The 13436-nt window shown below is 69.3% G+C and carries 12 protein-coding genes; 10 read left to right on the top strand and 2 right to left on the bottom strand.

Annotated features, from left to right (window positions below; genetic code table 11):
- The first annotated feature begins 19 nt into the window (after window positions 1-19).
- From rlmB to F788_RS0107510, 10 genes are all read left to right on the top strand, one after another.
- Window positions 20-802 carry a 23S rRNA (guanosine(2251)-2'-O)-methyltransferase RlmB gene (gene rlmB / locus F788_RS0107555; RefSeq protein WP_019589769.1) on the top strand — a complete coding sequence of 261 codons (783 nt, stop codon included), beginning with the start codon at window positions 20-22 and terminating at the stop codon, window positions 800-802.
- Window positions 803-887: 85 nt separating this feature from the next.
- On the top strand, window positions 888-1286 hold the full coding sequence (gene rpsF, locus F788_RS0107550; RefSeq protein WP_019589768.1) for a 30S ribosomal protein S6: 399 nt from the start codon (window positions 888-890) through the stop codon (window positions 1284-1286).
- Between the two features lie 38 nt (window positions 1287-1324).
- The gene (gene rpsR, locus F788_RS0107545; protein ID WP_018870342.1) at window positions 1325-1549 is read left to right on the top strand and encodes a 30S ribosomal protein S18; all 225 of its coding nucleotides are present in this window, start codon (window positions 1325-1327) and stop codon (window positions 1547-1549) included.
- Window positions 1550-1601: 52 nt separating this feature from the next.
- On the top strand, window positions 1602-2540 hold the full coding sequence (locus F788_RS0107540) for a hypothetical protein (protein ID WP_019589767.1): 939 nt from the start codon (window positions 1602-1604) through the stop codon (window positions 2538-2540).
- 94 nt (window positions 2541-2634) lie between these two features.
- A complete protein-coding gene (rplI, locus tag F788_RS0107535; RefSeq protein WP_019589766.1) occupies window positions 2635-3084 on the top strand; it encodes a 50S ribosomal protein L9 in 450 nt (149 codons plus the stop codon).
- Window positions 3085-3163: 79 nt separating this feature from the next.
- A complete protein-coding gene (locus F788_RS0107530) occupies window positions 3164-5788 on the top strand; it encodes a replicative DNA helicase (protein ID WP_019589765.1) in 2625 nt (874 codons plus the stop codon).
- 7 nt (window positions 5789-5795) lie between these two features.
- Window positions 5796-6902, top strand: coding sequence for an alanine racemase (gene alr, locus F788_RS0107525; protein WP_019589764.1), 1107 nt, complete (start codon window positions 5796-5798; stop codon window positions 6900-6902).
- A gap of 55 nt (window positions 6903-6957) precedes the next feature.
- Entirely contained in the window at window positions 6958-8151 is a 1194-nt protein-coding gene (locus tag F788_RS0107520; protein ID WP_019589763.1) for an O-succinylhomoserine sulfhydrylase, read from the top strand.
- A 198-nt stretch (window positions 8152-8349) separates the two neighbouring features.
- Window positions 8350-10848, top strand: a complete 2499-nt coding sequence (locus F788_RS0107515; protein WP_019589762.1) for a heavy metal translocating P-type ATPase — start codon at window positions 8350-8352, stop codon at window positions 10846-10848.
- Between the two features lie 19 nt (window positions 10849-10867).
- Window positions 10868-11698: a ferritin-like domain-containing protein gene (locus tag F788_RS0107510; RefSeq protein ID WP_019589761.1), complete on the top strand. Its 831-nt coding sequence runs from the start codon at window positions 10868-10870 to the stop codon at window positions 11696-11698.
- Between the two features lie 29 nt (window positions 11699-11727).
- Here the strand turns inward: F788_RS0107510 and F788_RS0107505 are convergent, their stop codons facing one another.
- Both F788_RS0107505 and F788_RS0107500 read right to left on the bottom strand, forming a co-directional pair.
- Window positions 11728-12483 carry a UDP-2,3-diacylglucosamine diphosphatase gene (locus F788_RS0107505; protein WP_019589760.1) on the bottom strand — a complete coding sequence of 252 codons (756 nt, stop codon included), beginning with the start codon at window positions 12481-12483 and terminating at the stop codon, window positions 11728-11730.
- 4 nt (window positions 12484-12487) lie between these two features.
- Window positions 12488-13000, bottom strand: a complete 513-nt coding sequence (locus tag F788_RS0107500; protein ID WP_026288965.1) for a peptidylprolyl isomerase — start codon at window positions 12998-13000, stop codon at window positions 12488-12490.
- Between the last annotated feature and the right edge of the window lie 436 nt (window positions 13001-13436).

Raw genomic sequence — 13436 nt, 5'->3', positions numbered from 1 at the left:
AAGTGCGGAGACATGCGGGATGAGCCGTAGCGGCGGAAAGGGGCGCTCCCGGGGCGAGGCCTTCGGCGGGATCCATGCGGTGGCGTCGCTGCTCGAGCGTGCTCCGGAGCGGATCAAGAGCCTGCAGCTCGCGCGCGGCGAGGTGGATGCGTCCCTGCAGCGCATCCTGGAGCGCGCCGGTGCCCTGGGGGTGGCGGTGGAGCGGGTGGCCCGCGAGCGCCTGGACCAGCAGCACCCCGGATTTCAGCACCAGGGCGTGATCGTGCACTGTGCGCCGCGCCCGGTGGTGGACGAACGCGAGCTGCGCGAACGCGTGGAGCGGGGCCTGGACCTGGTGCTGGTGCTGGATGGCGTCACCGATCCGCACAACCTCGGTGCCTGTCTGCGCACGGCCGACGCCGCAGGCGCCGGGGCCCTGGTCGTCCCGCGCCACCACAGTGCTCCATTGACCCCGGCGGCGATCAAGGTCGCCTCCGGCGCGGCGGAGACCGTGCCGGTGGTAAGCGTGGGCAACCTCGCCCGCACCCTTGCCGCGCTGAAAGAGGCCGGCATGTGGGCCACGGGGCTGGACGGCGAGGCGCAGGAGGTCCTGTATGACGTCGATCTGCGCCCGCCCGCCGCGATCGTCATGGGCGCCGAGGGCGAGGGCCTGCGACGCCTGACCCGCGAGGCCTGCGATCATCTGGCGCACATTCCCATGGCCGGCACCGTGGAGAGCCTGAACGTGTCGGTTGCCTCCGGCGTGTCGCTGTTCGAGGTCCGGCGCCAGCGCCGTGTTGTGACCGCGGGCAACATCGGTTAACGTATTGCGCCTTTCCGCCCGTGGTTCGGGCGGTTCCTTGCCTCACCGGCGTACCCGGGAGGCTGTTACCCGCAAGGAGTTGGATATGCGTCACTATGAAATCGTGTTTCTGGTCCATCCCGACCAGAGCGAGCAGGTCCCGGCGATGATCGAGCGCTACAAGGGTCTGGTGGAAGGCCACAGCGGCACGGTCCACCGTCTCGAGGACTGGGGCCGCCGGCAGCTCGCCTACCCCATCCAGAAGCTGGTCAAGGCCCACTACGTGCTGATGAACATCGAGGCCGACGAGGCCGCGATGGAAGAGCTCGACAGCGCCTTCCGCTTCAACGATGCGGTGCTGCGTCACCTGTCCATCCGCATGGATCGTGCGATCACCGAAGCGTCCCCGCTGGCCAAGGGCCGCGAGGAAGAAGAAGGCAAGGGCAGCCGCCGCCGCGAGGACGCCTCCGCGGACGAGTCGGCCGAAGCCCCCGCCGACGAGTGATCCCGAACCCCACCCCCGTTTACTGAAGGAGATCGGACATGGCCCGTTTCCCGCGTCGTCGCAAGTTCTGCCGGTTCACCGCCGAAGGTATCGAGTACATCGATTACAAGGACCTGAACCTGCTGAAGAATTACATCACCGAGACCGGCAAGATCGTGCCCAGCCGCGTCACCGGCACCAGCGCCAAGTACCAGCGTCAGCTGTCCACGGCGGTCAAGCGCGCGCGTTTTCTCGCGCTGCTTCCGTACAGCGATACGCATTGATCGGCGCCTGAACGCTGCCTGATCGCCGCCCGCCGGGCGGAGTGCAACGGTCATGCAGATCCTCGCCGAATTCGCGATGAAGAGCCGGGGCCGCGCCGTGGGTGCGGTCGCCGGCTTTGGTATTGCCGGGCTGTTCCTGCCGCCGGTGTCCATCGTCAGCAGTGCCCTGGTGGCCCTGGTCGGATTGCGCCTGGGGCTGACTCAGGCCCTGATCGTCCTCGCGATCGCCTCCGCCTTGCTGGGCGCGGCCCTGTGGGGTGCGAGCCCCGGAACACCGGGACCGACGGTGCTGCTGGCCGGTGCCATCCAGTGGCTGCCGGTGGCGCTGCTGGCGGAACTGTTGCGGCGCACGGTGTCCTGGCGCATCACCCTCAAGGCCGGGGCGCTGGTCGCCGGTGCCGGAGTGTTGCTGATGCACGCCCTGGTGCCGGATGCCGAGGCCTTCTGGGTGCGGGCAGGCATGGAGTTGCTGGCGCCGCTGGTGGAGACCGGCGAGGCGGCAGCGCGCGAAGAGCTCGAGGCGGTGCTGGCCGACCTCGCGCCCTACCTGGCCGGGCTGCTGGCGGGCATCGTGCTGTTGAGCGTGACCCTGGCGATGCTGATCGCCCGCTACTGGCAGGCGGCGCTGTACAACCCCGGGGCCTTCGGCGCGGAATTCCGCGCCCTGCAGCTGGGGCCGGGCATCAGCGCCGCCGCGGTCGTGCTGCTCGCGGTGGGGCAGCTGGTGCCGTCGCCGCTGGCGATGGAGCTGGCGTTCATCCTGGGGGTGCTGTTCTTCCTCCAGGGGATCGCCCTGATGCATGCGCTGACGCATGGCCAGGGCATGAGCGTGTTCTGGCTGGTGGGCATGTACGTTTTGATGGCCCTGGCGCTGCCGCAGATGTTCCTGCTGCTGGCCACCATCGGGGTCATCGATGCGTGGGCGGATATCCGCCGACGCATGGGGATCGGTCGCGAGCGCGATGCCGGCGACGATCCCCCGGAATCCTGAGCGTGTGACGCACGCGGTTCGGCCGGTGCGGCACACGGTGTAGAATACGGCCCGACCTCGGGTCGCTGGTTCAATCGTTGACGGGAAGACCAAGATGGAAGTCATTCTGCTGGAAAAGATCGACAACCTGGGCGGGCTGGGCGATCGCGTCCGCGTGCGCCCCGGTTTCGCGCGCAACTACCTCCTGCCGCAGGGCAAGGCGGCCTTCGCCACCCCGGAGAACATCGCCGAATTCGAGGCGCGCCGTGCCGAGCTGGAAAAGGCCGCGGCCGAGGCCGTGGCGGCCGCCGAAGCCCGTCGCGAAAAGCTCGACGGCATGGATCTGGAGATCCGGGCCAAGGTCGGCGCCGAAGGCAAGCTGTTTGGCTCGGTGAGCCCGGCCGACATCGCCGACGCGCTGACCGCGAAGGGTGTGGAAGTGGAGAAAAAGGAAGTGCGCATGCCCGAGGGGCCGCTGCGGGCGACCGGCGAGTTCGAGGTGGGCGTACACCTGTACTCGGGTGTCGACGCGGAAATCCGCGTCATCGTCACCCCCGAGGAGTGAGGCTCCCGATGGCGGACGGGCGGACCGCCGGGCGGGCCGCTGCCGCCGCGGGCCCGCATGACGGCGGCGGGGGCACGGCATGGCGATGACCGACATGCCGCGCGTCCCGCCGCATTCCGAGGAGGCGGAGCAGTCCGTACTCGGCGGTCTGATGCTCGACAACGGGGCATGGGACCGGGTCGCCGACCGCATAACGGCGGACGACTTTTATCGCCACGACCACCGCGTGCTGTTCCGGGCGATCGGACAGCTGGCGGAGCGCAATGCTCCGTTCGACGTGGTTACGGTTTCCGAACAGCTGGAACGCACTGCCGAACTGGAAGCCGCCGGCGGCATGGCCTATCTTGGCCAGCTCGCCAGTGACACCCCTTCGGCCGCGAACATCGTGGCCTATGCGGACATCGTCCGCGAACGCTCCATTCTGCGCTCGCTGATCACGGTCGGCACCGAGATCGCCGATTCGGCATTCGTGCCCGAGGGGCGCGATTCCAAGCAGCTGCTGGACGAGGCGGAACAGAAGGTGTTCCGCATTGCCGAGCTGGGCGCGCGCGGGGCCCAGGGCTTTCGCGGGATGAAGCCCCTGCTGGCGTCCGCGGTCGAGCAGATCGAGTTCCTCTACGAGAGCACCAGCCCGATCACCGGCATCGCGACCGGTTATCAGGACCTGGACGAGCTCACCTCGGGGCTCAATCCTTCCGATCTGGTGATCGTTGCGGGACGTCCGTCGATGGGCAAGACCAGTTTCGCGATGAACATCGCCGAATATGTGGCGATGAAGAATCAGGAACCGGTGGCGATCTTCTCCATGGAGATGCCGGGCGAGCAGATCGCGATGCGCCTGCTGTCCTCCATGGGCCGGATCAACCAGCAGAAGCTGCGCTCCGGGCGCCTGGACGACGGCGACTGGCCGCGCCTGACCAGCGCCGTGCAGATGCTCTCCGGGGCGCCGCTGTTCGTCGACGACACCCCGGCCCTGACGCCCACCGAGCTGCGCGCCCGTGCGCGGCGCCTGATGCGCGAGCACAAGGGCCTCAAGCTCATCGTGGTCGACTACCTCCAGCTGATGCAGTACCCGGGCTCCGGGGATAACCGCGCCCACGAGATCTCCGAGATCTCGCGCTCGCTCAAGGCCCTGGCCAAGGAGCTGGAGGTCCCGGTGATCGCCCTGTCACAGCTCAACCGTTCGCTGGAACAGCGCCCGAACAAGCGCCCGGTGATGTCCGATTTGCGTGAATGCGTGACCGGAGATACCCGGGTCGCACTGGCGGATGGCCGCCATGTTCCGGTTCGGGACCTGGTGGGTGCGACGCCGGGCGTGGTGTCGATGGGTTCCGGCGGCCGGATGGAACCGGCCGATACCGACCTGGTCTGGTCAGTCGGGACCCGACCCGTCGTGCGGGTGCGTCTGGCCAGTGGTCGCAGTATTCGCTGCACCCCGGACCATCGTCTGCGGGCACTGTATGACTGGAAGCAGGTTCGGGAACTTGCCCCGGGCGACCGTCTGGCGGTGGCACGGCGGATCCCCGAGCCGGTGGACGCCCGGTCCTGGCCGGGACACGAGCTGATTCTACTGGCCCATCTTCTGGGGGATGGAAGTTACGTCAAGGGACAGCCCCTGCGTTACACCACGGCGAGCGAATACAACAGTGAAACCGTGGCTGCCGCGGCGCGCGCAATGGGCTCGGATGTCACGCGATACCCGGGTCGCGGAAAGTGGCACCAACTGGTGATTCGCGGCAACGGCAATCGCTGGCACCCGGCAGGGGTGGGCGCATGGCTGAAGGGGCTCGGCGTCTTCGGCCAGCGTTCCCGCGAGAAACACATCCCCGAAGGGATCTACCGGCAACCCCGGGAACCGCTGGCGCTGTTCCTGCGCCATCTGTGGGCGACCGACGGGAGCATCACGACCGCCAGCAGCGGACGCCATCGCATCTATTTCTCCACCGCCAGCGAACGTCTGGCACAGGATGTTGCGGCGCTGCTGCTGCGATTCGGTATCGTGGCCCGGATACGCCATGTGGTGGCCGCGAACAGTGAGGGATGGTTTACGGTAGACATCTCGGGGGGCGAGCAACAGCAGACGTTCCTGCGCGAGATCGGCGCCGTGGGCGAGCAGGAAGGGATTGCCCGCCGGATGCTCAACTCCCTGGAGCGTTCCGGCGGCGGGACCAACACGGACACGCTGCCGCAGGAAGTCTTCGACCATGTTCGCGACCGGATGCGGCAACAGGGGGTCAGCCATCGCCACATGGCGGCCTCCCGGGGTACTGCGTACGGTGGCAACGCCCATTTCGGCTTTGCTCCGTCGCGCCAGACCCTGTCGAGCTATGCCGAGATCCTCGACGATGCCTGGCTGGTCGAACTGGCCTCCGATGATCTGTTCTGGGACCGGGTGGTGTCCGTCGAGGAGGAGGGCGAGGAAGAGGTCTTCGACCTGACCGTTCCGGGCAATGCCTGCTGGCTGGCGGACGGCATCGTTAGCCACAACTCGGGGGCGATCGAGCAGGATGCAGACATCATCGCGTTTGTTTATCGCGACGAGGTCTATAACGAAGAATCGCCGGACAAGGGGACCGCCGAGATCATCATCGGCAAGCAGCGTAACGGGCCGATCGGCACCGTGCGGCTGACCTTCCGTGGCCAGTTCACCCGCTTCGAGAACTACGCCCCGGACGTGTACGGGGACGTCGGCCCCGAGGCCTGAGCGCGGCATGCAGCGAGCGGCCAGCATTCGGCTCGATCCCGACGCCTTGCGCCACAATCTCGCCGTGGCCCGCGGGCTCGCCCCGGGGGTCGCGATGTGGCCGGTGATCAAGGCGGAGGGCTATGGCCATGGTCTCGAGTGGGCGGCGCAGTCACTGGGCGAAGTGGCCGACGGGCTGGCCGTGTCCGCGGTGGAGGAGGCCGAGGTCCTGCGGCGGAGCGGATTCGATGGCCCGCTGCTGGTGCTGCAGGGCGGGCGGGACGCCGCCGGCTTTCGCCGTTGTGCGGAGCTCGCGCTGCAGCCGGCGGTGCATGCTCCGGCGCAGCTGGAAGCGCTGGACGCCGCCAGCGTGGTCCTGCCCGAGGTCTGGATCAAGCTCAACACCGGGATGAATCGACTGGGATTCGCCCCGGCCCAAGCCGATGCCGTGGAACGTGCCCTGCGGGCGGCCGGTCACGGCGGGCGCGGCCTGCACTGGATGACCCACATGGCCTGTGCCGACGACCCGGCGGATGACCACAACGCCGCGCAACTGTCGGCCTTCGCCACGGCCGTGGCGGGGCGCGACGGGGCGCGTTCGGTGGCCAACTCGGCGTCGCTGTTCGCCGGCTGGGCGCGCGGGGCCGGTCATGAGGCGGACGAGGTCTTCCGCGCCCGCCCGGGCATCATGCTCTACGGCTGTCACCCGGCCTCGGTTCCGACGGAAGCGCCGCCTGAGGGTCCGGATGCCGACCTGCGCCCGGTGATGACCGTGCAGGCCCCGATTATCGGGATCCAGCATCCGGCGCCCGGTGACGGGGTGGGCTACGGCGCCACCTGGATCGCGCATGGCGGGGAGCGCATCGGCATCGTGGCCATGGGCTATGCGGACGGTTACCCGCGCCACGCCCCCACCGGCACGCCGGTGCGGGTACGCGGTCAGCTCTGTCCGCTGGTCGGGCGGGTTTCGATGGACATGCTCGCGGTGGATCTCTCCGGCGTGCCCGAGGCCGGGGTGGGCGATCTCGCGACACTGTGGGGCGAGGGCCTGCCGGTGGAGCGCGTGGCGCGTGCCGCCGGCACCATTGGCTACGAGCTGCTCACGCGGGTGGCCGGGCGTCTGCGCCCGGCGTAGCGAGTGCCGGCGGGCATCCGTAAACTGGCCCGTTCACGCGAGCCAGGAAGCCCCGATGCACGAAGAATTCGATCCCGCCGACTACGACCCCGATACCGTCGCCATCCGCCATGGCTACCGTCGGACCCCGGAGCAGGAACACTCCGAGGCGATCTTCCCGACCTCCAGCTTTGTATTCGGCAGCGCGGCGGAGGCCGCCGCCCGGTTCTCGGGCGAGGTCCCCGGCAACATCTATTCGCGTTTCACCAACCCCACGGTGAGGACCTTCCAGGAGCGGCTCGCGGCGCTGGAAGGCGGAGAGGCCTGTGTGGCCACCGCCTCCGGGATGTCGGCGATCCTGGCGACCATGATGGGGCTGCTGAAGGCCGGCGATCACGTGGTCTGCTCGCGCTCGGTGTTCGGCACCACCACGGTGCTGTTCAACAACTACCTCGCCCGCTTCGGCGTCGAGGTGACCTACGTCGAGCTGTCGATCCTCGAGGCCTGGGAGGCCGCCACCCAGCCGAATACCCGGCTGTATTTCTGCGAGACGCCCTCCAACCCGCTGGGCGAGGTGGTGGACATTGCCGCGCTGGCGGAAATCGCGCACCGGCACGACGCGCTTCTCGCGGTGGACAACTGCTTCTGTACGCCGATCCTGCAGCGTCCACTGGATCTGGGGGCCGACCTCATCATTCACTCGGCGACCAAGTTCCTCGACGGCCAGGGCCGCTGCCTGGGCGGCGCGGTGGTGGGCGACGCCGAGCGCGTCGGCAAGTACGTCTACGGCTTCCTGCGCACTGCCGGCCCGACCCTGTCGCCGTTCAACGCCTGGGTGTTCCTGAAGGGGCTGGAGACCCTGGCCCTGCGCATGCGTGCCCACAGCGACAATGCCCTGGCCCTGGCGCAGTGGCTGCAGGCCCACCCGAAGGTCACGGCGGTGCATTACCCGGGGCTCGAATCCCACCCGCAGCATGCGATCGCGAAGCGCCAGCAAAGCGGCTTCGGCGGCGTGCTGAGCTTCGAGGTCGCCGGCGGGCGCGAGGCCGCCTGGTCGGTGATCGACGCCACGAGGTTCCTGTCGATCACCGCGAACCTGGGCGATGCCAAGACCACCATCACCCATCCGGCCACCACTACTCACGGTCGCGTGGACCCGGACAAGCGCGAGGCCCAGGGCATCACCGAGGCCCTGGTGCGGGTCGCGGTGGGGCTGGAGTCGGTCGCCGACATCCAGCGCGACCTGGCCCGCGGGCTCGACGCCCTCTGACCCCATTCATCTCGCCCCGGGGTATGGCGGCGAGCCCGATTCTGGCTCTGGCTGCTGGTTGTCGCCGTGGGGTAGCCGGTATGGCGGGTGGTCAGCCGGTTGGCAACTCGCCCGCCGGGGGACTACAACACGGGGAGGAGCGCGGCCGGGGCATCCGGTTCGATAAACGTGGTGCAGTGACCGCTCAGGAGCGACCCGATGGTGCAGGAGTCCCCGCAGTGGCGTGAGGCAGTGGTCATCGTCCCCGGTATGGGGTCGGACCACTGCGCGGGGATTGTGCGCACGGCGCTGGAGAAGACCCCGGGCGTGGCCTCGGTGGGGACCAATATCGCCCGCCACCGGGTGACGGTGGGGTACGACCCCGAGACGGTGGACCCGCAGGGGCTGCGGGCCGCCGTGGAGGGGGCTGGCTACGATGTTGCTCAGGTCGAGGGCGCGGCGGGCGGTGCCGGTGCAGTGCGTCTTGTGGTACCCGGCATGGGGTCGGATCACTGCGCGGGGATCGTGCGCGGTGCGATCGAGAAGCTGGAGGGTATCCAGGCGGTGCGCACCAACATCGGCGATCACCGTGTGACCGTGGAAACCGGTCCCGGCGGCCCCGACGCCGAGGCCCTGCGCGCCGCGGTCGAGGGGGCCGGCTATGACGTGGCGGCGGTGGAGACCGAGGAAGCCGGCAGCGAGGCGGACGACGCCGAGATTGATGCGGCCTATCTGAAGCAGGCCTGGCGCCGGCTGTGGATCGCCATGATCCCGACCATCGCGATCATGGCGCTGATGATGCCGCACATGTTCTGGCAGGAGATCCCCGGCTACCTGCTGATCGTCGCCGTGCTGGCCTTCCCGGTGGTGTTCATGGCTGGGGGTGCGGCCACCCACCGATCGTCCTGGCGCGCGCTGAAAAGCGGGAGCCTGAACATGGACGTGCTGATCTCCATGGGCTCGCTGCCGCCCTATCTGCTGGGACTGATCGGCTTCGTCTATCCGATGACCTCGTTCATCGAGATGGCGGCGACCATCATGTCCTTCCATATGCTTGGGCGTTACCTCGAGCACCGCGCCCGCGGCGAGGCCTCCTCCGCGATCCGCAAGCTGCTGGATCTGGGCGCGAAGACGGCCCGGGTCGAACGCGACGGCGAGGAGGTCGAGGTGCCGGTGAAATCGCTGCAGGTGGGCGAGGTGATGATCGTGCGCCCGGGCGAGAAGATCCCCACCGATGGCGAAGTGGTCGCCGGCGAGAGCACGGTGGACGAATCCATCGCCACCGGCGAGTCGGTGCCGGTGGACAAGGCCGAGGGCGATACCGTGCTCGGCGCGACCCTGAACCAGCAGGGGCGGCTGAAGGTGCGCGCGACCCGCGTGGGGGCCGACACCTTCCTGTCGCAGGTGATCCGTCTGGTGAACGAGGCCCAGGGCTCGCGGGTGCCGGTGCAGGAGCTGGCGGACCGCATCACCGCGCGTTTCGTGCCGGCGGTGCTGGTGATCGCGCTGGCCGCGTTTGCGGCCTGGCTGGCGTTCTCCGGGGCGCTGCAGCCGATCCTGATCTGGGGCGAGGGCTTCCTGCCCTGGGTGGACTCGGAGCGCTCGCCCATCGTGCTGGCGCTGTTGGCGGCGATTGCCGTGCTGGTGATCGCCTGCCCCTGCGCGCTGGGGCTGGCCACGCCCACGGCGCTGATGGTCGGCTCCGGCATGGGGGCCGAGCGCGGGGTGCTGATCCGTTCGGGCTCCGCGATCCAGACGCTGAAAGACATCCGCGTGATCGTGCTCGACAAGACCGGGACCCTCACCCGCGGGCAGGCGGCACTGACCGACGTGATCGCGGCCGAGGGCTTCGATGACGCTCGTGTGCTGCAAGCGGCCGCGGCCGTGGAGGCCGGCTCCGCGCACCCGCTGGCCGAGGCCATCGTGCGGGGCGCCCGCGATCGGGGCCTGGCGGTTGCCGAGGTCGACCGGTTCCAGTCGCACACCGCGCGCGGGGTGGAGGCCCATCTCGACGGCGAACGCATCCTGGTCGGGAGCCAGCGGCTGCTGGAGGAGCAGGGTGTGGATCCGTCCGGCCTGCTGGAATCGCTGCGGCGGCTCGAGGATGCCGGCAAGACGGCGATGCTGGTGGCCATTGGTGATCAGCCGGCCGGCATCGTCGCGGTCGCCGACACCCTCAAGGCGGAGTCGCGGGCTGCCATCGAACAGCTGCATGCCCTCGGCATCCGCTGCGTGATGGTCACCGGCGACAACCAGCGCACCGCCAACGCGGTGGCCGCGCAGGTCGGGATCGACGAGGTCCGCGCCGGCGTGCTGCCGGAGGGCAAGGTCGAGGCGATCCGCGAACTGCAGGCGGAGTACGGCGACCACGTGGCGATGGTGGGCGACGGCATCAACGATGCCCCGGCCCTGCAGCAGGCCAATGTCGGCATCGCGATCGGGGCCGGGGCGGACGTGGCCATCGAGGCCGCCGACGTGACCCTGGTGCGCGGCGAGCTGACCAAGGTGGTCGAGGCCGTCCGGCTTTCGCGCCTGACCTTCCGCAAGATCGTGCAGAACCTTTTCTGGGCCTGGGGCTACAACACCGCCGCGATCCCGATCGCCGCCATCGGTCTGCTGCACCCGATGATCGGGGTGATCGCGATGACCGCCAGCTCGCTCTCGGTCATCGGCAACTCCATCCTGCTGCGTCGCAGCATGCCGACCGACGAGCGCTGAACGAGTATCCTTGGCCGCCATGAGTCAGCCGATCAACAATCCCGGGGGTCCCGATCTCTACCGTGTGGCCGAAACGGCGCTGCGCGAGAGCGATCCCGAGGCCAAGTGCGAGCGCGTGCTGGCGCTGATGGACGCCTGGTGGGCCGATGAGCTGAAGGCGCTCGCCAGTCCCGGGCCGGAACGGTTGGAGGTGCCCGGGCGTCCGGAACGGCCGGTGCTGGTGCACCCGAAGGATCTGCCGCGGCGCGGATTGCACACGACGGCCGGGCGGGTGGCGCTGGTGCATGCGGTCGCGCATATCGAGTTCAACGCGATCAACCTGGCCCTGGATGCCGTCTATCGCTTTCGCGACATGCCGGCGCCGTTCGTCAGCGACTGGCTGCAGGTCGCGGCCGAGGAGGCGCGCCATTTCCGGTTGCTGCGTGCGCGGCTCAACGAGCTGGGGGCGGACTACGGTGATCTGCCGGCCCACAACGGGCTGTGGGAAGCGGCGCTGGCGACCGACCACGACGTGATGATCCGCATGGCCCTGGTGCCGCGGGTGCTGGAGGCGCGCGGGCTGGACGTGACCCCGGGCATGATCGAGCGTCTGACGGCGGCGGGCGATCACGCCACCGTGGCGCTGCTGGAGATCATACAGCGAGAGGAGGTTGCCCACGTGGCGATCGGCACGCGCTGGTTCCGCGAGCTGGCCCACGCACGCGGGCTCGATCCCGAGCCGCTGTTCCTCGAGCTGCTGGCCGAACACATGCCGGGGCGGGTCCGCCCGCCGTTCGCGCACGAGGCCCGCCTGGCGGCGGGGTTCACCGAGTCGGAGATGGGGGCGCTGGAGGAGCAGGGTCGGCGCTGAAGCAGCCCCGGGGTAACCCCGCGACAGTCTCAGGCGTGGAGCAGGTGTGCGGGGTAGGGCGTTTCGTCCAGCTGGCGCAGGACCGGGCCTTCCGGGCCGAGCTCCAGGAAGCCGGGGTGCTCGTCCCAGGCCGGCAGCACGCAGCGCTGACGCGGCTGGCCGGCGACCTCCAGATCGTGGATCGCGGGGCGGTGGGTGTGTCCGTGGATCAGCAGCGGCACGTCGCCGTCGCGAAAGGTCGCGGCCACGGCCTCGCCATTCACGTCGGTGATTGCGGCGGCCTTCATCTGCCCGTTGTGTCGGCTGGCCTCGCGCATGGTCTCGGCGCGTGTAATGCGCTGTTCCAGTGGCTGGGCGAGGAAATCCCGTTGCCAGGCCTCGCTGCGCACCATCTGGCGAAAGGCCATGTGTTCGCTGTCGTCGGTGCACAGGGAGTCGCCGTGCATCAGCAGGGCCGGGCCGCAGGGCAGCGTGGCGTGCAGCGGCTCGGGGGCGAGGGTCATGCCGGCGCGGGCCGCGTAGTCCGGGCCCACGAGGAAGTCGCGGTTGCCATGGATGAACAGGACCGGCGCCTCCAGCGCGGAGAGCGCCGCCGCCAGTTGCTCTGCCGCCGGATGCGGGGCGTCGTCGCCGACCCAGTACTCGAACAGATCGCCCAGGATGTACAGGGCCGAGGCGGCCCGCGCCGGGCCGTCGAGGAACGCCAGCGCGGCGTTCAGCGTCGGCCCGGGTTCGCGCTCCAGGTGCAGGTCGGAGATGACCAGGGCGGGCGCGGTCTCGCTCACGGGATCAGTCGGCGCGGCGGGCGCTTTCCAGGACCACGGGTTCCTGCGGCACGTCCTGATGCATGCCGGAACGGCCGGTGGGCACGCCCTCGATGGTGCGCACGACATCCATGCCCTCGACCACTTCGCCGAACACCGTGTACCCCCAGCCCTGCGGGTTGGGTGCGGTGTGGTTGAGGAAGTCGTTGTCGTTGACGTTGACGAAGAACTGCGCGGTGGCCGAATGCGGGTCCTGGGTGCGGGCCATGGAGACCGCGCCGACCTTGTTCTTCAGGCCGTTGTCCGCCTCGTTGCGGATCGGGTCGCGCGTGGGCTTCTGGCGCATGTCCTTGTCCATGCCGCCGCCCTGGACCATGAAGCCGGGGATCACGCGGTGGAACAGCGTGCCGTCGTAGAAGCCGTCGTCGACGTACTGCAGGAAGTTGGCGACGGTCTCCGGCGCCGCTTCGGCGTCGAGTTGCAGGACGATGCGGCCGTGCGTGGTTTCAAGCGCGACCTTGGGGCTGGATTCGGCCATGAGGGCTCCCGGAAAGCTGAGGACGAGGATCAGGAGGGCCGCGGCGATGCCGGCCGGCGGAACAGGACGGGGCATGACGACACTCCGGAATCAGGAGCCGGCATGGTAACCGGGGACCCCCGCCGGTTCCAGTCGGCCCGCGTCCCGCGTCCCGCGTCCCGCGTCCCGCTGCCCGCCTCCCGTCATCGCGAGTCCCGAAGCTCTCTCCCCCTCGTCATCGCGAGTCGCAAAGCCCTCGCCCTCGTCATCGCGAGTCGCGCAGCGACGTGGCGATCTCCATCCGCAGCCACCTGATCCTGCGCGCAAGCCAGCCCCGGCCGATTGCCGCGTCGCCTTCGGCTCCTCGCAATGACGGGGGGAGAGCTGCGGTTCCTCGCTGATGACGAGGGCGAGGGCTTTGCGACTCGCGATGACCGGGGCACGAATGGCCTGGCGC

The sequence above is a fragment of the Thioalkalivibrio sp. ALE10 genome (assembly GCF_000381385.1).
Classification (GTDB): Bacteria; Pseudomonadota; Gammaproteobacteria; order Ectothiorhodospirales; family Ectothiorhodospiraceae; genus Thioalkalivibrio.
This window is presented reverse-complemented; position numbering and strand designations above follow the sequence as displayed.

What these genes read in the sequence shown, in the direction of transcription:
- rlmB (WP_019589769.1), top strand. Translation starts at nt 20, where the DNA reads ATGAGCCGTAGCGGCGGAAAGGGGCGCTCCCGGGGCGAGGCCTTCGGC.
- rpsF (WP_019589768.1), top strand. Translation starts at nt 888, where the DNA reads ATGCGTCACTATGAAATCGTGTTTCTGGTCCATCCCGACCAGAGCGAG.
- rpsR (WP_018870342.1), top strand. Translation starts at nt 1,325, where the DNA reads ATGGCCCGTTTCCCGCGTCGTCGCAAGTTCTGCCGGTTCACCGCCGAA.
- F788_RS0107540 (WP_019589767.1), top strand. Translation starts at nt 1,602, where the DNA reads ATGCAGATCCTCGCCGAATTCGCGATGAAGAGCCGGGGCCGCGCCGTG.
- rplI (WP_019589766.1), top strand. Translation starts at nt 2,635, where the DNA reads ATGGAAGTCATTCTGCTGGAAAAGATCGACAACCTGGGCGGGCTGGGC.
- F788_RS0107530 (WP_019589765.1), top strand. Translation starts at nt 3,164, where the DNA reads ATGGCGATGACCGACATGCCGCGCGTCCCGCCGCATTCCGAGGAGGCG.
- alr (WP_019589764.1), top strand. Translation starts at nt 5,796, where the DNA reads ATGCAGCGAGCGGCCAGCATTCGGCTCGATCCCGACGCCTTGCGCCAC.
- F788_RS0107520 (WP_019589763.1), top strand. Translation starts at nt 6,958, where the DNA reads ATGCACGAAGAATTCGATCCCGCCGACTACGACCCCGATACCGTCGCC.
- F788_RS0107515 (WP_019589762.1), top strand. Translation starts at nt 8,350, where the DNA reads ATGGTGCAGGAGTCCCCGCAGTGGCGTGAGGCAGTGGTCATCGTCCCC.
- F788_RS0107510 (WP_019589761.1), top strand. Translation starts at nt 10,868, where the DNA reads ATGAGTCAGCCGATCAACAATCCCGGGGGTCCCGATCTCTACCGTGTG.
- F788_RS0107500 (WP_026288965.1), bottom strand. Translation starts at nt 13,000, where the DNA reads ATGGCCGAATCCAGCCCCAAGGTCGCGCTTGAAACCACGCACGGCCGC.